Below are 20896 nucleotides of genomic sequence, written 5' to 3'. Positions count from 1 at the left end.
CCGTACCGCTTCTCCCCAAGCGGCCCGCGTGCCACGTCCATGAGTCTCAGCATCTGGAGTCCCCACCTCATGCCGTACCCCACCGCCGCATCCGTCGCCGACCCGCGACCGTCCCTGTTGCGTCAGGCACTGCAGGACCGCCTCGACACCCTCGCGCACACCCACCGGGTGCCCGGCGCCCAACTGGCCGTCGACATCCAGACGGAGGTCCTCAGCGTGTGCACCGGCACGTCCGACGCCGTCGGGGGCCACCCGTTCACGGCCGAAACCGCCGTGCCCCTGGGCAGCGTCACCAAGACGTACACCGCCGCCACCGTCATGCTCCTGGTCGACGACGAGGACCTGGACCTCGACGAGCCCGTCTCCGGCATCCTCCCCGAGTTCGAGGACTTACCCAAGGTGACGGTGCGTCACCTCCTCGCCCACACGGCCGGCCTGCCCGCCGGCCTCGACTCGGACAGCGCGACGGGCACCACCGCCCCCCGCTACCTGTCCCGGGTCTGCACCGACGCCGACGCGCTGTTCCCGCCCGGCACGGACTTCTCCTACTCCAACGCCGGTTACGTGGCGGCAGGCCGGCTGATCTCCACCGTGACGGGCATGAGCTGGCACGACGCCGTCCGCACCCTGCTGCTGGAACCCCTCGGCATCGTGCCGTCCTTCCTCGGCGACACGGCGGACGCCCGCCCGGTCGCCCGCGGACACGCCCTGAACAAGGCCACGGGCGCCATGCGCCCGGCCCACCAGAACCTGGCCCCCGTCGAGGCCCCGGCCGGCGCCCTGCTCGGCAGCGCCGACGACCTGATCGCACTGGGCCGGGCCCTCATCGGCCGGACCGCCGTACTCCCGGCCGCCGCGGCCGCGCAGATGCGGCGCGCCGAGCCAGGCGCCGAACCCGGCGCCCTGGCGGACGGCTGGGGCCTGGGAGCGGCCCTGTTCCAGCAGGACGACGTGTGGTGGTACGGCCACGACGGGAACGCGCAGGGCACGTCCTGCCATCTGCGCGCCGAGCCGCACAGCGGTGTGGTGGTCGCCTTCACCGGCAACTCCGGCGGCGCCACCGCCCTGTGGCGGGACCTCGCCGACGACCTCACCGCGCTCACCGGCCTGCGCGTGCCCACCTCCCGCGCAGCGCTCGGCCGCGGCGGCCCCGTCGCCCTGCCCGAGTGCCTGGGCGTCTACCGCAACGGGGCCAGTGAGTACCGGATCGTCCCCGACGCGAACGGCATGCCCGCGCTGTCCATCGACGGTGACCTGCCGCTGCCCCTGCGCTGCCATCCGGACCTGACCTGCGACCTGGTCGATCCGGACACCGGACGCACGGAACCGGGGGGACGCTTCCACCGCGATCCCGCCGACGGGACCGTCGACCGCGTGCAGATCTCGGGCCGCACGGCCCGCCGCGTCCGCACCGTCTGAGCGCGAGCCCTTCCACCGCGCGGCTCTGCCGCGCGGCCCGCCGCGTCCGCGCGCCCTTCCGCGTCCGCGTGCCTTCCAGCATCAGCACCTTTTTCTGAAGGACCTCCCATGACGGACCTGCACAACGAGCCCGCCGCGACCATCCGTCCGGCGCGGGACGACGGCGGCGACGCCGCCGGAGGCGGGGCGGCGGCCGCGGTGCCGCGACTGCCGCTCGGCGACCTGTTCGGGGCGTGGGTGGCACGCACGCCCGACGCGCCGGCGGTGACCGACGGCCGGCGGACCTGGTCCTACCGGGAGCTGGCGGACCGCACGGAGCGCCTGGCCGCCGCGCTCGTACGGCGCGGGGCCGGGCCGGACCGGACGGTGGCGCTCGTCCTGCCCCGCTCCCTGGAGCTGATCGCCGCCGAGCTGGCGGTGGCCAGGGCCGGTGCCGCCTTCCTGCCCGTGGACCCGCAGTACCCCGCCGAGCGGCGGGCGCTGATGCTGACGGACGCGTCCCCGGCCGTCGTCCTTGACGACCTGGCGCACGTACGGGGCTTACTGGATGCGGATGCGGATGCGGATGCGGATGCGGATGCGGATGCGGATGCCGGTGCCGAGGCTGACGCCGGGGCCGACGCCGTCGACCGGCCGCGCGTCAAGTGCGATCACGCCGCGTACGTCATCTACACCTCCGGGTCCACCGGCACGCCCAAGGGTGTCACCGTCACCCACCGGGGCATCGCCGGCTTCACCGCGGGCGCCGTGGAGCAGTACGCGGTGGGCCCCGGGGACCGGGTGCTCCAGTTCTCCTCGCCCAGCTTCGACGCCTCCGTACTGGAGCTGTTCATCTCCGTCCTGACCGGCGCCACCCTGGTCGTCCCGCCCCACGGCCCCTGGCTGGGCGAGGAACTGGCCGCGGTCCTGGACGAGCACCGGATCACCCACGCCCTGATCCCGCCGGCCGCCCTCGCCACCCTGCCCGCCCCGACGCGCGAACACCCCTGCCCGCTGCGCACCCTGATCGTGGGCGCCGAGGCGTGCTCGGCCGAGCTCGTCGACCGCTGGGCGCCGGGACGCCGGATGATCAACTCGTACGGGCCCACCGAGGCGACCATCGTGGCCTCCTGGACCGGGCCGCTGACCGCGGGCGGCGGCACCCCCGCCATCGGCGCCGCGCTGCCCGGCACCCGGTCGCACGTGCTCGACGCGGCCATGCGGCCGGTGCCGCCGGGCGCCGACGGCGAGCTCTACGTCGGCGGCGACGGCGTGGCCCGCGGCTATCTCAACCGCCCCGGCCTGACCGCCGGGCGCTTCGTCGCCGACCCCTTCGGACCGCCCGGCGCCCGCCTCTACCGCACGGGCGACCGGGCCCGCTGGAACGCCGACGGCGAACTGGAGTACCTGGGCCGGGTCGACCGGCAGGTCAAGGTGCGCGGCTTCCGCATCGAGCCCGGCGAGATCGAGACGGTGCTGCGGCGCCACAGCGGTGTCCGGGACGCCGTGGTCGTGGTGCGCGAGGACGAGCCCGGACGGCGGCAGCTCGTCGGCTACGTCACCCCCGACGACCCGGAACAGCCGCCTGGGACAACCGAGTTGCGTACCTCCGTGGCCGCCGTGCTGCCCGCGCACATGGTGCCCTCCGCGCTGGTCGTGCTGGCCGCGCTGCCGCTCACCCCGCAGCACAAGATCGACCGCGACGCCCTGCCCGCACCGGCCCGTACGGCCGCCCAGGGGCAGGTGGCGCCGCGCACCCCCGAGGAGCGGGTGCTCGCCGACGTGCTGGCGGACGTCCTGGGCGCCGGGACCGTCGGCGTGCTGGACGACTTCTTCGACCTGGGCGGCGACTCGATCCTCGCCGCCCGCGCCCTGTCCCGGATCCGCGAGGACCTGGGCGTCCGGCTGTCGATCCGGGACGTGTTCACCGCGCGTACCGTCGCAGCCCTGGCCCGGCTGCTCGGCGACCCGTCCGCGGCGGCGCCCGAGGAGCCGATCCCGGCCGTCCCGCGCGACCGGCCGCTGCCGCTGTCCAGCGCCCAGCGGCGCCTGTGGTTCCTCGACGACCTCACCCAGGGCGGCACCGAGTACAACACCGGCGTGGCGCTGCGGCTGCGCGGCGAGCTGGACCCCGCGGCGCTGCGCCGCGCCCTGGACCGGCTCGCCGCCCGCCACGACTCCCTGCGCACCACCTTCGCCACCGAGGCGGGCCAGGGGGTGCAGCACGTCCACGCCCACGGCGAACTGCCGCTGCGCACCGCCGAGGTGGCCCACCTGCCCGGGGCCGATCGCGAGGAGGCCGTGGAGCGGCTGCTCACCGATGAGCTGGGCCGCCCCTTCGACCTGGCGACGGGCCCGCTCACCCGCGCCCTGCTCGTCCGCCGCGCCGCCGACGACCATGTGCTGCTCCTCGCCCAGCACCACATCGTCACCGACGGCTGGTCGGTGGGCATCCTGACCCGCGACCTGGCGGCGCTGTACCGCGCCGAGGCGTCCGGCACGGCGGACGGCCTGCCCGCGCCCGGCGTGCAGTACCCCGACTTCGCCGTGTGGGAGCGGAGGCAGCGCACCGGCGACGGCGACGCCGCCGACCTCGCCTACTGGAAACGGCACCTGGCCGGTCTGCCGCAACTGGAGCTGCCCACCGACCGGCCCCGGCCCGCGGTGCGCACCACCACCGGCGCGGCGCACCGCCACGACCTCCCCGCGGACCTGGTCGCACGGCTGCGGCACCTGGCGGCGGGCCGCGGCACGACCGTCTTCACGCTGCTCGCCGGGGCGGCGGCCGTGCTGTTCTCCCGGTACTCGGGTCAGCGCGACATCGTCTTCGGCACCGTCACCAACGGGCGCGGACGCCGGGAACTGGAGGACGTGACCGGGTTCTTCGCCAACACGGTCGTGCTGCGCGGCGAGGTCGACGACACCGTGACCGTCGACCGGTTCGTGGAGACCGTGCGGGCCACCGTCCTGGACGCCTTCGCGCACGACGGGGTGCCGTTCGACCGGGTGGTGGAGGAGCTGGCCCCGCCCCGGGACCCGAGCCGCACCCCGCTGGTGCAGGTGCTCGTGGTGCAGCAGACCGCCCTGACCCACCCGGCGCGGGCCGGCGGGGTACGCGTCGAGGAGCACCCGCTGCCCCGCCCGGCCGCCCGCTTCGACCTGGTCCTGGAGTTCGCGCCGCTGGACGGCGGCGGCTGCGCGCTGACGGCCGAGTACAACGCCGATCTGTTCGCGGCGGCGACCGTCGAGCGGATGTGCCGCCATCTGCACCGGCTCCTCGAAGGCATGGCGGACGGACCGCACCGCACCGTGGGCGAGCTGCCCCTGCTGTCGGCGGACGAACGGCGCACCCTGCTGGAGACCTGGAACCAGCGCTCGGCGGACGTCGCCCCCGAGGAGCGGGCGACCACCCTGCCCGCCCTGTTCGAGGCGCAGGCCGCACGCACCCCCGACCGGACCGCCGTGACCTGCGGACCCGACCGCCTGGACTACGCCGAGGTCAACCGCCGCGCCAACCACCTCGCCCGGCTGCTCGCCGCCCGCGGCGCCGGACCCGAGACCCTGGTCGCCCTGTGCCTGCCGCGCACCGCCGAGCTGCTGCCCGTGCTGTGGGCCGTGCTGAAGTCCGGCGCGGGCTATCTCCCGGTCGACCCCGCCTACCCGGTCGACCGCATCCGCTTCCTGCTCGCCGACGCCGCCCCCGCCCTCGTCCTGGCCACCCGCGAGACCGCCGCGGCGCTGCCCGACGACTGCGCGCCGCTGATCCTGCCGGACGCCCGCGCGGAGGACGCCGCTACCGACGCCCTCATCACCACCGACGCCCCCATCACCACCGACGACCGCAGCACCGCCGACGCCCCCATCACCACCGACGTCCGCAGCACCGCCGACGGCCCCGTCACCGCCGACGTTCGCAGCACCGCCGACGGCCCCGTCACCGCCGACGTTCGCAGCACCGCCGACGGCCCCGTCACCGCCGACGTCCGCAGCACCGCCGACGGCCCCGTCACCACCGACGTCCGCAGCACCGCCGACGGCCCCGTCCCCGGCGTCGGGGACGTCACCGGCGTGGACGCGGACCGCAGCACCGCCGACGCGGATCTCGCCGACGTGGACCTCACCGACGCCGACCGGACCCGGCCGCTCGACCCCGACCACCCCGCGTACGTCATCTACACCTCGGGCTCGACCGGCCGGCCCAAGGGCGTCGTGATCACCCACCGCAGTGTCGCGGCGCTCGCCGCGTGGGCGGGCCGCAGCTTCGGCTCCGAGCGGCTGGCGCACGTCGTCGCCTCCACCTCCCTGAACTTCGACGTCTCCGTCTTCGAGATGCTCTGCCCGCTGCTCGTCGGCGGCAGCGTCGAGGTGGTCGCCGACCTCCCGGCCCTCGCCGACACCGCGGGGCCCCGGCACGCCGGACTGGTCAGCGGGGTCCCCTCGGTGGTCTCCCGGATGCTCACCACGGGCGGCACGCCCGTCGAGGCGGACACCGTCGTCCTCGCGGGCGAGGCGCTGCCCGCGCAGACCGTGCGCGACCTGCGGCGGGCCATGCCGTTCAGCGAGGTCGCCAACATCTACGGCCCCACCGAGGCCACCGTCTACGCCACCGCGTGGTTCGCCGACGCCGCCGACGACACCGAACCCGACCAGGCCCCGCCGATCGGCAGGCCGGTGGCCCGTACCCGCGCCTACGTCCTGGACCGCATGCTGCGCCCCCAGCCGCCGGGCGTGACGGGCGAGCTGTACCTCGGCGGCGGCGGCCTGGCCCGCGGCTACCTCAGGCGTCCCGGACTGACCGCCGCCCGGTTCGTCGCCGACCCCTACGGGGCGCCCGGCGACCGCATGTACCGCACCGGCGACCTGGTGCGCTGGACCTCCGACGGCCAACTCGCCTACCTCGGCCGCATCGACCAGCAGGTGAAGGTGCGCGGCTTCCGCATCGAGCTGGGCGAGGTGGAGGAGGCGCTGCGCGGTCACCCGGGCGTGACCGAGGCGGCGGCCACCGTCCAGGACAGTGACGGCCACCGCCGTCTGGTCGGCTACGTCGTCCCCGCACCGGACGCGCGCGTCGAACCGGAGGAGGTGCGCCGGTCCCTCGGCCGCACCCTGCCCGACTACATGGTGCCGACGGCCGTCGTGGTCCTGGCCGCCCTGCCCCTCAACCCCAACGGCAAGCTGGACCGCGCCCGCCTGCCCGACCCGGCCCCGGTGCACAGCGGCACGCACTCCGTGGCGCCGCGTACGCCCACCGAGCGCACCCTCGCCGCGATCTGGGCGGACATCCTGCGGGTGGACCGCGTCGGCGTGGACGACAACTTCTTCGCCCTCGGCGGCGACTCCATCCTCTCCCTCCAGGTGGTGTCCCAGGCCCGGCAGGCGGGCCTCACGGTGACCTCGCGGGACGTCTACCAGCACCAGACGGTCGCCGCACTCGCCCGCTGCGCCGACGCGGCCGGCGCCCGGCGGCCCGCCGCCGCCCCGGCCCCCGTACCGGCCACCGGGCCCGCCCCGCTGACCCCCATCCAGGACTGGCTGTTCACCGGCGACCCCGGCCACGCGGGCCGCTTCGCGCAGACCCTGTCCGTGCGCCTCCCCGACTCCGTCGACCCGGTGGCGCTGGAGGACGCCCTCAACGACCTCGTCACCCACCACGACGCCCTGCGCTCCCGCTTCGTGTCGGACACCGATACCGATACCGGCGCCGACGGATCGCCCGTCCGCTGGCACATCGACGACCGGGCGCCCCGCCTGCGCCTGGCCCGCCACCCGGGCCCGGACACCGACCTCCCGCACCTCGGCGCCTTCGACCTGCGGCACGGCCCGCTGCTGCGCGCCGTCCTGCACGACCCGGGCACGGGCCGCTCTCCCGTCCTGCACCTGGCCGTGCACCACCTGGTGGTCGACGGCGTCTCCTGGCGCGTCCTCCTCGAAGACCTCGACCGCGCCTACCGCGCCCGCCGCGAGGGCCGGGACGCGAGCACGGCCCTGCCCCCGAAGTCCGCGCCGCTGCGGCAGTGGGCCCGGCGGCTGTCCGCCCACGCGGCCGACGGCGGCTTCGACGACGAGATCGCGTACTGGACCGGGGCCGTCGCGGACGCCGCGACGACCCTGCCCACCGACTCGGCGGGCGGCAACACCTACGCCTCCGAACGCTCGGTCACCGTCCGCCTCACCCCCGAGGACACCGCCGTCCTGCTGCGCACCCTGCCGGACACCTACCGCACACAGGTCAACGACGTGCTGCTCAGCGCGCTCGGCCGGGTGCTGTGCGCATGGACCGGGCACGAACGGGTCCTCGTGGACGTCGAGGGACACGGCCGCGAGGAGCTCTTCGCCGACCTCGACACCAGCCGCACCGTCGGCTGGTTCACCACCCGCCACCCCGTCGCGCTCGCCGTACCGCCCGAGGCCGGCTGGGACACCGTGCTCAAGCAGGTCAAGGAGCAGCTGCGGACGGTGCCCCGGCACGGCATCGGCCACGACGCGCTGCGCCACCTGGTCCGCCCGAGGCCGCTGCCCGAGACCCCGTCGCCACACATCAGCTTCAACTACCTGGGCCGCTTCGGCCTCGCGGACACCGCCGGGGACCTGTACGAGGAGCTGGTCCGCCCGCTGGAACTGGACGCCGACCCCTCGGCCGTACGCCCGCACGCCCTGGAGGTCGTCGGCCGGCTCGATGGCGACGCCCTGGAGTTCACCTGGTTCCACTCCGCCGGCCTGCACCGGCACGAGACCGTCGCCGGTCTTGCCGCGCGGTTCGCCGACGCGCTGGCCGGACTCGCCCGGCACGCCGCCCGCCCCGGCAGCGCGGGCCGCACCCCGTCCGACTTCCCGCTGGCCGCCCTCGACCAGGCGGCCGTGGACCGCATTGTGGGGGAGGACCCCGGCGCGGTGGAGGACATTCACCCGCTCACCCCCACCCAGGCCGGCATGCTCTTCCACCGGCTCTCCCAGGACGACCGCGGCGTCTACTTCCAGCAGCTCACCTTCGACCTGGACGGCGTGCCCGAGCCGGCCGCGCTTGCGGCGGCCTGGCAGCGCGTCACGGACCGCACCCCCGTACTGCGCGGCCGCGTCGTCTGGCAGGACGTACCCGAACCGCTGCTGGTCGTCGAGCGCCGTGCCGCCGTGCCCGTCACCCACCTCGACTGGCGCGGCCTGGACGAGCGGGAGCGGCACGACCGGCTGCGCGAACTCCTCGACCGGGACCGCGAGCAGGGCATCGACCTGGCCCGCGCCCCGCTCCAGCGGCTGGTCCTCGCCAGGACCTCCGACACCGGCGTCCGGGTGGTGTGGTCCTTCCACCACCTGGTCCTGGACGGCTGGAGCCTGTTCCAGGTGCTCTCCGACGTCTTCACCAGCCACAGCACGGCCGGGCGCGAACCCCTGCCCGAGCGGCGCCCGTTCCGCGACTACGTGGCCTGGCTCGGCGAACGCGACCGGGCCGAGGCCGAACGGCACTGGCGGCGCCGCCTGTCCGGCCTCACCGAGGCCACCGCGCTGCCCTACGACCGCGAGCCGCGCGAGAGCCACCGCGCCGAGTCCACGGGCGCGGTCCGCGTCAGCGTCCCCGAGACCACCAGCCGGGCCCTGGCGGAGCTGGCCAAACAGGCGGGACTGACCCTCAACACCCTCGTGCAGGGCGCCTGGGCGGTGCTGCTGGGCCGGCAGGCCCGCAGGGACGACGTGGTGTTCGGCACGACCGTCTCCGGGCGGCCCCCCGAGCTGCCGGGGGCCGACAGCATGACCGGCCTGTTCATCACGACCCTGCCCGCCCGGGTCACGGTGCCGCACGAGAAGCCCCTGCTCGACTGGTTGCGCGAACTCCAGCAGGACCAGAGCGAGGACCGCCGCTTCGACCACGTACCGCTCAACCGGATGACGCAGTTCACCGAACTGCCCGAACGGGCCGCCCTGTTCGACTCCCTCGTCGTCTTCGAGAACTACCCGGTCGACGACGGCCTCGCCGCCGCCCACGGGCTGCGGCTCAGCGGCCTGGACGGCGTCGAGACCACCAACTACCCACTCAGCCTCGTCGCCTACCCGGGCGCCGAACTGGGTCTGCGCCTGGGCTACGACCCGGAGCTGTTCGACGCCGACACCGTCGAGCGTCTGGCCGAGTACCTCACCGTCCTGCTCGACGGCATGGCCGCACACCCCGAACGCCCGCCCGCGCGGCTGCCGCTGCTCACGCCCGCCCGCCGCCGGCAGGTGGTCGAGGAGTGGAACGACACCGCGACCGAGCTGCCCGAGGCCACCGTCGCCGAGCTGTTCGCCGCGCAGGTGCGGCGCACCCCGGACGCGGTGGCCCTGGAGGCGGGGCAGCGGCGGCTCAGCTACCGGGAGCTCGACGCCCGCGCCGCGGAACTGGCCGCCCGGCTGGCCCCGTACGGCGTGGCGCCGGAGACCCCGGTGGGCGTGCTCATGGACCGCTCGGCCGATCTCGTCGTCGTGCAGCTCGCTCTCGTCCGCACCGGCGGCGTGTTCGTCCCGCTGGACGGCCGGGCACCGCGCGAGCGGCTGCGCCGGACGCTCGCCGAGGCGGACGCGCGGCTCCTGCTCACCGACGCGGGCCGGGAACCGGCGGCGCGGGAGCTGCTGCCGGAGGGCACCGTGCTGCGGGCGGACGACGGGGGAACGCGGGACGCGGACGGCAGGCGCACGCCGGACGCGACGGGCGGGCGTACGCCTGACGCGGACGGCGAGCGCACGCCGGACGCGGACGGCAGGCGAACGCCGGACGCGATGGACGGGCGCACGCATGATGCGGCGGACGGGCGCGCGCCTGACACGGACGGCAGGCGCACGCCGGACGCGACGGGCGGGCGTGCGCCGGACTCGGATGGCAGGCGCACGCCGGACGCGGATGGCAGGCGCACGCCGGACGCGATGGACGGGCGCACGCATGATGCGGCGGACGGGCGCACGTATGACGAGGACGGTGGGCGCACGCCTGACGAGGACGGTGGGCGCACGTCCGGGGAGGGTGGCGGGTACGCGCCGTCCCCGTCCGGCGGGACCGCCGTCCCGCCCCCGCCGCACCTCGACCACGTCCAGTACCTGATGTTCACCTCCGGCTCCACCGGTACGCCCAAGGGTGTCGCCGTGCGCCAGCGGGACGTCGCCGCGCTCGCCCTCGACCGCGCCTTCGCCGGGCACGACCGGGTGCTGGTGCACTCCCCGCACGCCTTCGACGCGGCCACCTACGAGCTGTGGGTGCCGCTGCTGCGCGGCGGCACGGCCGTCCTCGCGCCGCCCGGCGACGTGGACGCCGCCGTCGTGCGCCGCGCGATCGGCGAGCAGGGGGTGTGCTGCCTGTGGCTGACCGCGGGCCTGTTCCGGCTGCTCGCCCAGGAGGACCCGGCCTGTCTGCGCGGCGCCCGGGAGGTGTGGACCGGCGGCGAGGCCGTACCGGGTGCGGTCGTGGGCCGGGTCCTGGCCGCCTGCCCCGGCCTGACCGTCGTCGACGGCTACGGCCCGACCGAGACCACCACCTTCGCCACCCGGCGCTTCTTCCGCGCCGGTGACCAGCTGCCCGCCGTACTGCCCATCGGCCGCCCGCTCGACAACACCCGCGTGTACGTCCTCGACGGCGCCCTCCAGCCCCAACCGCCAGGCTTACCGGGCGAGTTGTACGTCGCGGGCGCCGGGGTGGCCCGCGGTTACGCCGGACGGCCCGGCGCGACCGCCGCCCGCTACCTCGCCGATCCGTTCGGCCCGCCCGGCGGACGCATGTACCGCACCGGCGACATCGTGCGCTGGAGCCCCGGGGGCGAACTGCACTTCGTGGGGCGCGCGGACGATCAGATCAAGATCCGCGGGTTCCGGGTCGAACTCACCGAGATCGAGGCCCGGCTCACCGCGCACCCGGCCGTCGCCGAGGCCGTCGTCTCCGCGTACGAGCACGGCGGACGCAAGCGCCTGGCCGCGCACCTCGTGCCCGCCCCGGGCGACGGCGTACCGTCCGCCACCGCGCTGCGCGCCCACGTCGCGGCCGAACTGCCCGACTACATGGTGCCCGCCGCCTTCGTCACCCTGGCGGAGCTGCCCCTGACCGGCAACGGCAAGGTGGACCGGCGGCGGCTGCCCGCACCCGACTGGTCGGCCGCCGGGGACACCGCCTACCGGGCACCGGGCACGGACGCCGAGCAGGTCCTCGCCGCGATCTGGGCGGAACTGCTCGGCGTCGAACGGGTCGGCGCCGACGACAACTTCTTCATGCTGGGCGGCGACTCGATCCTCTCCATCCAGGTCGTCTCCCGCGCCCGCGCCGCCGGGCTCGCGCTCACCCCGCGCGACCTCTTCCGGCACCCGACGATCGCCGCCCTGGCCGCCGCGGCGGCCGCGGGCACCGCCGCGCCCGTCGCCGGGACCGGCCCGGTCAGCGGCGAGGTCGCGCTCACCCCGATCCAGCACTGGTTCCTCGACCCCGGGCCCGAGCGGCCCGAGTTCTTCAACCAGTCGGTGGTGGTGGAGACGCCCGGGGACGTCGACGCGGACGCGCTGCGGCACGCCCTGCGCGCCGTGTACGCCCACCACGACGCCCTGCGCTGCCGCTTCGTGTGCTCGGCCGACGGCTCCTGGCGCCAGGAGTGCCCGGCGGCGGGGGAGGAGGCACCGGAGCTGCTGGCGGTCCACGACCTGAGCGGGCTCGACGCGGCGGCGGCCGGGGCGACCGAGGCCCGGGTCACGGGCGAGGCGCACGCCGCCTTCCGGCCGGCGAGCGGACCGCTGCTGACGGCCCGCCTGTTCACGGGCGACGGTGCCGGCCGGCTGTTCCTCGCCGCCCACCACCTGGCCGTCGACGGCGTCTCCTGGCGGATCCTCCTGGAGGACCTGGAGACCGCCTACCGGCAGGCCCGCGCCGGTGAACCGGCGCGCCTGCCCGAGCGGACCACCTCCGTGCAGGAGTGGACGCGCCGGCTGCGCGCGCACACCGACGGGGGCGGCTTCGACGGGCAGCGCGCGCACTGGGCCACGGTGGCCGGGCACTGCGCCGCACCGCTGCCGGTGGACCACGACGGCTCCAACACCATGGCCGACGTGCGCGCCGTGACCGTACGCCTGGACCGGCGGCGCACCGCCGACCTGCTGCGCAAGGTCCCCGGCGTCTACCGCACCCGCATCGACGACGTCCTGCTGACCGCGCTCGGCCGGGTGCTCGCCGACTGGACCGGGCGGCGCGCCGTCGCCGTAGGGCTGGAGGGGCACGGCCGCGAGGACCAGCTCTTCGAGGACGTCGACCTGTCCCGTACGGTCGGCTGGTTCACCAGTCTGTTCCCCGTCGCCCTCGAGCTGCCGGACGGGGACTGGGGCGCCGCCCTGAAGTCCGTCAAGGAGCAGCTCAGGTCCGTTCCCGGACGGGGCATCGGCCACGGCGCCCTGCGCCATCTGGCCCGCGACGAGCGGCTGGCGGAGGCGCCGATGCCGGGCGTGAGCTTCAACTACCTGGGCCGGTTCGACTGGTCCGCCGAGGGCGGCGCCCTGGTGCGCTCCGTGCCCGGCGGCCTCGACGGCGCCGAGGACCCCGGGGCGGTGCGCCCGCACCTGCTCGACGTGGTGGCCCGCGTCGAGGACGACGCGCTGGAGATCACCTGGCACTACAGCCGGGAGCTGCACCGCGAGGAGACGGTCACCGCTCTCGCGGACGGCATGCTGCGGGCTTTGGAGGACGTCGTCGCCCACTGTGCCGGGCCCGGCGCGGGCGGCCGTACGCCCTCGGACTACCCGCTGGTGCGGATCGACCAGCGGGCCGTCGACCGGATCGTGGGCGACGGCCGGGACGTCGAGGACCTGTACCCGCTGACGCCGATGCAGGCGGGCATGCTCTTCCACAGCCTGATGGACCCCGACGCCCGCACCTACGTCAACCAGGTGCAGCTGGTCCTGTCCGGGGTCACCGACCCGCACGCGCTGGCCGAGGCGTGGCAGCGCACGGCGGACGCCAACCCGATGCTGCGCACCCGCCCGGTGTGGCAGGAGAGCGCCGAACCCCTCCAGGCGGTGCAGCGCAGGGCGGTCGTGCCCGTCACCCACCACGACTGGACCGGATGGCCCGCCGGGCGCCGCGCGGCCGAACTCGCCCGCCTGGTCGACGAGGACCGGCAGACGGGCATCGACCTGGACACGGCCCCGCTGATGCGGCTCGCCCTGATCCGGCTCTCGCCCGAGCGGGTGCGGATGCTGTGGACGTTCCACCACGCGCTGCTCGACGGCTGGAGCGCGGCCCAGGTCTTCGACGAGGTCTGCGAACGGTACGCGGCGCTCACCGCCGGGCGGCCCCCGCAGGTACCGGGCCGCGCCCCGTACGGCGACTACCTGGACTGGCTGACCCGGCAGGACACGGAACGGGCGCAGACCTTCTGGCGCGGGGCGCTGGCCGGGTTCCCCGTCGCCACCGAACTGCCGCGCGACCGGCGGCCCGCCGAAGCACACCGCACCTCGTCCTCGGGCTCGGTGCGGGTGACGCTCGACGCCGGACTGTCGGCGCGGCTGCGCGAGAGGGCGCAGTCGGCGGGCCTGACCGTCAACACCGTGCTCCAGGGGGCCTGGGCGCTGGTGCTGTCCCGTTACGGCGGCGGGGACGACGTGGTGTTCGGCACCACCGTCTCCGGGCGTCCGGCCGACCTGCCGGGCGTGACCTCGATGGTCGGCGTGTTCATCAACACCCTGCCGACCCGGGCGCGGATCGACGGACGGCGCCGGCTGCTGGACTGGCTGGGCGAGTTGCAGGCCGCCCAGTCGGAGGCCAGGCGGCACGAGTTCGTCTCCCTCGCAGAACTCCAGACCTGGAGCGACGTGCCCGGCGGCACCCCGCTGTTCGACTCCATCGTGGTCTTCGAGAACTACCCCTTCGACGCGGACGCCCTGGCCCGGCACGGCCTGGCCATGGAGCAGGAACGCGACGTGGAGCCGACCAACTACCCGCTCAGCGTGGTCGTCGCGCCGGGCGACACCCTGACGGTCACCCTGGACTACGACCCGGCGGCCTTCGACGCCGCAACGGTCGACGGCATCGGCGCGAGCCTGCGCACCCTGCTGACCGAGATGGCCACCGACCCCGACCGCCACCTGGCCGAGCTGCCGCTGCTCTCCCGCGACGCGGGCCGCGCACTCGTGGAGCGCTTCAGCGGTCCGGTGGTCCGGGCGCCGTACCGGACCCTGCCCGAGGCGTTCCGCGCGCAGGCCGCGCGCACCCCGGACGCCCCGGCCGTGCTCGGCGGCGCGCAAGAGCTGGCCTACCGGGAACTGGACGAGCGCGCCAACCGGCTGGCGCGGCTGCTCATCGAGGCCGGCGCCGGACCCGAGCGGTTCGTCGCCCTCGCCCTGCCGCGCACCCCGGACCTGATCGTGGCGCTCCTCGCGGTCCTCAAGAGCGGCGCCGCCTACCTGCCGGTCGACCCCGGCTACCCGGCCGAGCGCATCGCCTTCCTCTTCGCGGACGTACGGCCCGAGGCGGTCGTCACCTGTGCCGAAACGAGCGAGCGGCTGCCGGACGGGCCGTACACCCGGATCGCCCTGGACGACCCGGCGTGCGCCGCGCGCCTGGCCGTCCTGTCCGGCGACGACGTCACGGACGCCGAGCGGCGCGCCCCGCTGCTGCCCGATCACCCCGCCTACGTCATCCACACCTCCGGCTCGACCGGCCGCCCCAAGGGCGTCGTCGTCGCCCACGCGTCGGTGGCGGCGCTGACGGACTGGGCCGCCGCCGAGTTCGGCGGGCGCGGCCTCGACCACGTCGTGGCCTCCACCTCGCTCAACTTCGACGTGTCCGTGTTCGAAATCTTCTCGCCGCTCCTCTCCGGCGGACGCGTCGAGATCGTCCGCGACCTGCTGGCCCTCGCCGAACGCGCCGGGCCGTGGCGGGCGGGGCTGCTCAGCGCGGTGCCCTCCGCGCTCGGGCGGCTGCTCGCGGAGGACGCCGCCCGGGTCACCGCCGACACCGTCGTCCTCGCCGGTGAGGCGCTGCCCGTGCACACCGTCCGCCAGGTCCGCGCGGCGGTGCCCGGCTGCCGGGTCATGAACATCTACGGCCCCACCGAGGCCACCGTCTACGCCACCGCCTTCACCTGCGACCCGGCCGAACCCGACCGGCTCCCGCCCATCGGCAGGCCGGCCGGCGGCGCCCGCGCCTACGTCCTGGACGCCCGCCTTCGCCCGGTGCCCGCCGGTGCGCCCGGCGAGCTGTACCTCGCCGGTACCGGTGTGGCCCGCGGCTACCTCGGCCGGCCGGGACTGACCGCCGCCCGCTTCCTGCCCGACCCGTTCGGGCCGCCCGGCGCCCGCATGTACCGCACCGGCGACCGGGTGCGCTGGACGGCCGACGGCGACCTGATCTACCTCGGCCGCTCGGACGACCAGGTCAAGGTCCGCGGCTTCCGCATCGAACCGGGCGAGGTGGAGGCCGCCCTCGCCAAACACCCGCGGGTCTCGGCCGCCGCCGCCCGCGTGGCCGAGCACGACGGCCACAAACGGCTGGTGGCGTACGCGGTCCCGGACGGCGGCGGCGACCTGCCCGACTCCGCCGACCTGCGTGCCTTCCTGGCCCGTACGCTCCCCGACCACCTGGTCCCCGCGCTGGTGGTGCCGCTTCGGCGGCTGCCGCTCGGGGCCACCGGCAAGCTGGACCGGCGGGCGCTGCCCGAGCCGGTGTGGTCCGCGCCGGCCGTGTCCGGCGACCGGCCGCCGCGCACCCCGGCCGAGCAGACCCTCGCCGCGATCTGGGCCGAGGTCCTCGGCGTGCCCGAAGTCGGCGCGGAGGACAACTACTTCGCGCTCGGCGGCGACTCCATCCTCGGCATCCAGATCGTCTCCGCCGCCCGCAGGGCCGGTCTCGTCCTGACGCCCCGGCACCTGTTCACCCACCCCACGATCGCCGAACTGGCCGCCGCGGCCGAGGACCTGGCGGCCCCCGCCACGGCCGCGGAACAGGGCCCGGTCGTCGGCGAGGTGCCGCTCACCCCCGTACAGCACTGGCTGTTCGGCACCCTCGACGGCGACCCGGCGCAGCTCACCCAGGCCGTCTCCTTCCGGCTGGCCGCGGGGACGGACGAGACGCTGCTGCGGGCCGCGCTGGCCGTCGTCACCGACCACCACGACGCGCTGCGGCTGCGGTTCGAGCAGGTCGGCGGGGGACGGTGGCGGCAGCACGGCACCGCGTCCGGCGCGGCGGTCTCCCTGGAGGTCCACGACCTCACCGGCGGCACCGGCGACACCGGCGACACCGGCGCGGCGGTGCGCGAGGTGTCCGCCCGGCTGTGCGCCGGGTTCGACCTCGGCGCCGGACCGCTGCTGCGGGCCGCGCTGTGCCGGACCGGCGACGACGAGCGCCCCGTCCTGCTGCTGGCCGCCCACCACCTCGTCGTCGACGGGGTGTCCTGGCGGGTGCTCCTGGAGGACCTGGACACCGCCTACCGGGCGCTGCGCGCGGGCGAACGGGCCGACCTCGGGCCGAAGACGACGTCCTTCCGCGCCTGGGCCCAGCGGCTGGCCGCCCACACCGCGGCCGGCGGCTTCGACGACGAACTCGCCCACTGGCGGGCCCTCGCCGACGCCCCGGCGACGCTGCCGACCGACCTCGACGGAGCCAACACCGGCACCTGCGAGGAGACGGTGACGGTGTGCCTGGACGGCGACGACACCCGGCGGCTGCTCCAGGACGTGCCGGAGGCGTACCGCACCCGCGTCAACGACGTCCTGCTGTGCGCGCTCGGCCGGGTCCTCGCCCGCTGGACGGGACGCGACCGGGTCACCGTGGCCCTGGAGGGACACGGCCGCGAGGAACTGTTCGGGGACGTCGACCTGTCCCGTACGGTCGGCTGGTTCACCAGCGTGTTCCCCGTCGCCCTCGACGTCCCCGCGGACGCCGACACCGGGACGGCGCTGAAGTCCGTCAAGGAGAGCCTGCGGGCCGTGCCGAAGGGCGGACTCGGCTACGGTGCCCTGCGGCATCTGCACCCGGACGGCGACCGCGGACTGCCGGGCCTGCCCCAGGTCGGCTTCAACTACCTGGGGCGGCAGGACCGGAAGCCGGCCGCCGACGGTCTGGTCCGGGCCCCCTACGACGGACTGGCCGGCGGCATGGACCGCACGGCGGAGCGGCCGCACCTCCTCGACGTGCTCGGCCGGGTCACCGGCGAACGCCTCGAGTTCACCTGGTCGTACTCGCGCGAGGTGCACCGGCACGAGACCGTCGCCCGGCTCGCCGACGCGCTGGCCGGGGAGCTGCGGCGGATCGTGCGGCACTGCGCCGAACCCGGCGCGGGCGGGCGTACCCCCTCGGACTTCCCGCTGGCCGCGCTCGACCAGGCGGCCGTGGACCGGCTGGTGGGCACGGGCCGCGAGATCACCGACCTCTACCCGCTCACGCCCACCCAGGCGGGCATGGTCGTGCACGGCCTGGACGAGCCCGGCGAGGGCCTGTACACCGAGCAGATCACCTTCGTCGTGGACGGGGCGCGCGACGTACGGCTGCTCGCCGCCGCCTGGCAGCACGTGGTCGACCGCACCCCGGTCCTGCGGACCTCCGTGGTCCTCAGCGGTGTGCCCGCCCCGCTCCAGGCCGTCCACCGCACCGCCGCCCTGCCGGTCACCGAGCACGACTGGACCGCCCTGTCCGAGGGCGAACGGGACGCGGAGCTGGAGCGGCTGCTCGCCGCGGACAAGGCCCGCGGCCTCGCCCTGGACCACGCCCCGCTGCTGCGCCTGGCCCTGATCCGGCTCGGCCCCGGCCGGGTACGGGTCGTGTGGACCTTCCACCACGTCCTGCTCGACGGCTGGAGCGTCTTCCACGTCCTCGCGGACGTCATGGCCGCGCACGCCGCGCTCGTCCGGGGCGAGGAGCCCCGGCTGCCGGAGCGCCGCCCGTTCGCCGACTACGCCGCCTGGCTCGCCGCCCGGGACACCGCCCGCGCCGAGGAGCACTGGCGCGGCGTCCTCGGGGGCCTCACGGCGGCCACGCCGCTGCCGTACGACCGCAGGCCCGCCCGGCACACCGCGGCCCGCTCCGGCACCTGGCTGTCGCAGTGGCTGGACGCCGACGAGACCGGGCGTCTTGAGGACTTCGCCCGCCGCCACCGCCTCACCCTCAACACCGTGGCGCAGGGCGCCTGGGCGCTGCTGCTGTCGCGGTGGAGCGGCGAGAAGGAGGTGTGCTTCGGCACCACCGTCTCCGGGCGGCCCGCCGACCTGCCCGGCGCCGACACCATCACCGGCCTGTTCATCACCACGCTGCCCGCCCGGGTCACCGTGGACTCCACTGCCGCCTGCGCGGACTGGCTGCGCGGGACACAGACGGCACGGGCCGAGGACCGCCGCTTCGACCACGTGCCCCTGACCGCCCTCGGGGCCTGGAGCGGACTGCCCTCCGGCACCCCGATGTTCGACAGCCTGCTGGTCTTCGAGAACTATCCGGTCGGCGACGCCACGGCGGGCGCCCACGGCGTCCACGTACGCGAACTCGACGCCCGGGAGGCCACCAACTACCCCCTCACCGTGGTGATCTCGCCCGGTCAGCGGCTCGGCGTCGAACTCGGCTACGACCCCCGGCACTTCGAGGACTCCACCGCGGCGTCGCTGGCCGCTCAGCTGCTGCACACCCTGCGCACCCTGGCCGCCGCGGGGGACACCACCCGGGTGGACTCGGTCGACGTGCTGCCGCCCGGGGAACGGGCCCGCGTCCTGCGCGGCCCGGCACGCCCCGAGCTCGCACCGCCCCCGCCGGCGACCCTGCCGGCTCTGATCGAGGCCGCGGTGGACCGCCGTCCGGCCGGACCGGCGATCGGCGCACCCGGCCTGACCCTGTCCTTCGCCGAGGCGGAGGAGCGGGCGAACCGTCTGGCGCACCGGCTCATCGCGCGCGGCGCGGGCCCCGGCGGCCTGGTCGCCCTGGTCCTGCCGCGCTCGGCGGACATGGTCCTGGCCCAGCTCGCGGTGGCCAAGACCGGCGCCGCGTTCCTGCCGGTCGACCCCGACTACCCGGCCGAGCGCGTCGCGTTCATGCTGCGCGACGCGGCACCCGCCGTCACCCTGGACGCCGCCGAGGCCGCCGCCCTGCTCGCGGCGGACGCCGACGGCGCGCCCGCCCGCCGTCCCACCGACGCCGACCGCACCCGCCCCCTGGACCTGGACGACCCGGCCTACGTCATCTACACCTCCGGCTCCACCGGCACCCCCAAGGGCGTGGTGGTCACCCACCGGGGCCTCGCCGCCTTCGCCGCCGCCGAGGCCGCGCACTACCAAGTGGCCCCCGGCGACCGGGTGCTGGCCTTCGCCACCCCGAGCTTCGACGCCTCGGTGCTGGAGGTGTGCATGTCCCTGCCGCAGGGCGCCCGGCTCGTGGTACCCCGCCCCGGACCGCTGCTCGGCGCCGAACTCGCCGCCGTCCTGCGCGAGGAGCGCGTCACCCACACCCTGCTGCCCCCGGCCGCGCTCGCCACCCTGCCGCCGGACACCCCGGGCACCCTGCCCGACCTCAAGACCCTGACCGTCGGGGCCGACGCGTGCGGCGCGGAACTGGTCGCCCGCTGGGCCCCGCACCACCGCATGGTCAACTCCTACGGGCCCACCGAGGCCACCGTCGTCGCCACCTGGTCGGACCCGCTCGAACCGGACGGCACCGCCCCGCCCATCGGGCGCCCGCTGCCCGCCACCGGCGCCTACGTCCTGGACGCGCGGCTGCGCCCGGTCCCCGACGGCGTGCCCGGCGAGCTGTGGCTGAGCGGCCCGGTGCTGGCCCGCGGCTATCTGAACCGGCCCGGCCTGACCGCGTCGCGCTTCACCGCCGACCCCTTCGGGCCGCCCGGCAGCCGCATGTACCGCACCGGCGACCTGGTACGCCGGGACGCCCGGGGCGAGCTGCACTATCTGGGCCGCACCGACCACCAGCTCAAGCTGCGCGGCCACCGCATCGAGGCGGGCGAGGTCGAGGCGGCCCTCGTCCGCCACCCGGCCGTCCTCGACGCGGTGGTGAGCGTACGGGAGGACGAACCGGGGCTGCCCCGCCTCGTCGCCCACCTGCTTCTCGCGCCCGGCGCCGAGCCGCCCGCCGCCGCCGGCCTGCGGGCGTCGGCCGCGGCCACCCTGCCGGCCCACATGGTGCCCACGGCGTACGTGGCCCTTGAGCGGTTCCCGCTCACCGAGAACGGCAAGACCGACCGGGCCGCCCTGCCCGCGCCCCCGCCGCAGGCGGCACCGCCCACGGAGCACATCGCTCCGCGCACGCCCACCGAGGAGGTCCTGGCCGCGCTCTGGGAGGAGACCCTGCACACGGCCGTCGGCGCGGAGGACGACTACTTCGCCCTGGGCGGCGACTCCCTGCGCGCCCTCCAGATCGCCTCCCGGGCCAACGACGCCTTCGGGGTGACCCTGACGCCCCGGGACATCCTCGTCCACCGCACGGTCGCCGCCCTCGCGGACCTGGTGGAGGAACAGGTGCTGAGCGAACTCGAAGACGCCGCACGCGGCGACAGCGACCCCGACGAGCGGTGAGGACCGGACG

General features: G+C 76.0%; 2 protein-coding genes. Both read left to right on the top strand.

Features of this window, described 5'->3' with window-relative positions:
• The first annotated feature begins 69 nt into the window (after positions 1-69).
• A complete protein-coding gene (locus ACFV6E_RS17335) occupies positions 70-1419 on the top strand; it encodes a serine hydrolase domain-containing protein (protein WP_385462474.1) in 1350 nt (449 codons plus the stop codon).
• A gap of 108 nt (positions 1420-1527) precedes the next feature.
• Positions 1528-20886, top strand: a complete 19359-nt coding sequence (locus tag ACFV6E_RS17330) for a non-ribosomal peptide synthase/polyketide synthase (RefSeq protein WP_385462471.1) — start codon at positions 1528-1530, stop codon at positions 20884-20886.
• Positions 20887-20896: the final 10 nt, after the last annotated feature.

The sequence above is a fragment of the Streptomyces sp. NPDC059785 genome, from assembly GCF_042732375.1.
Lineage (GTDB): Bacteria > Actinomycetota > Actinomycetes > Streptomycetales > Streptomycetaceae > Streptomyces.
Note: the sequence above shows the minus strand (reverse complement) of the source record. Positions and strands in the feature narration are given on the sequence as shown.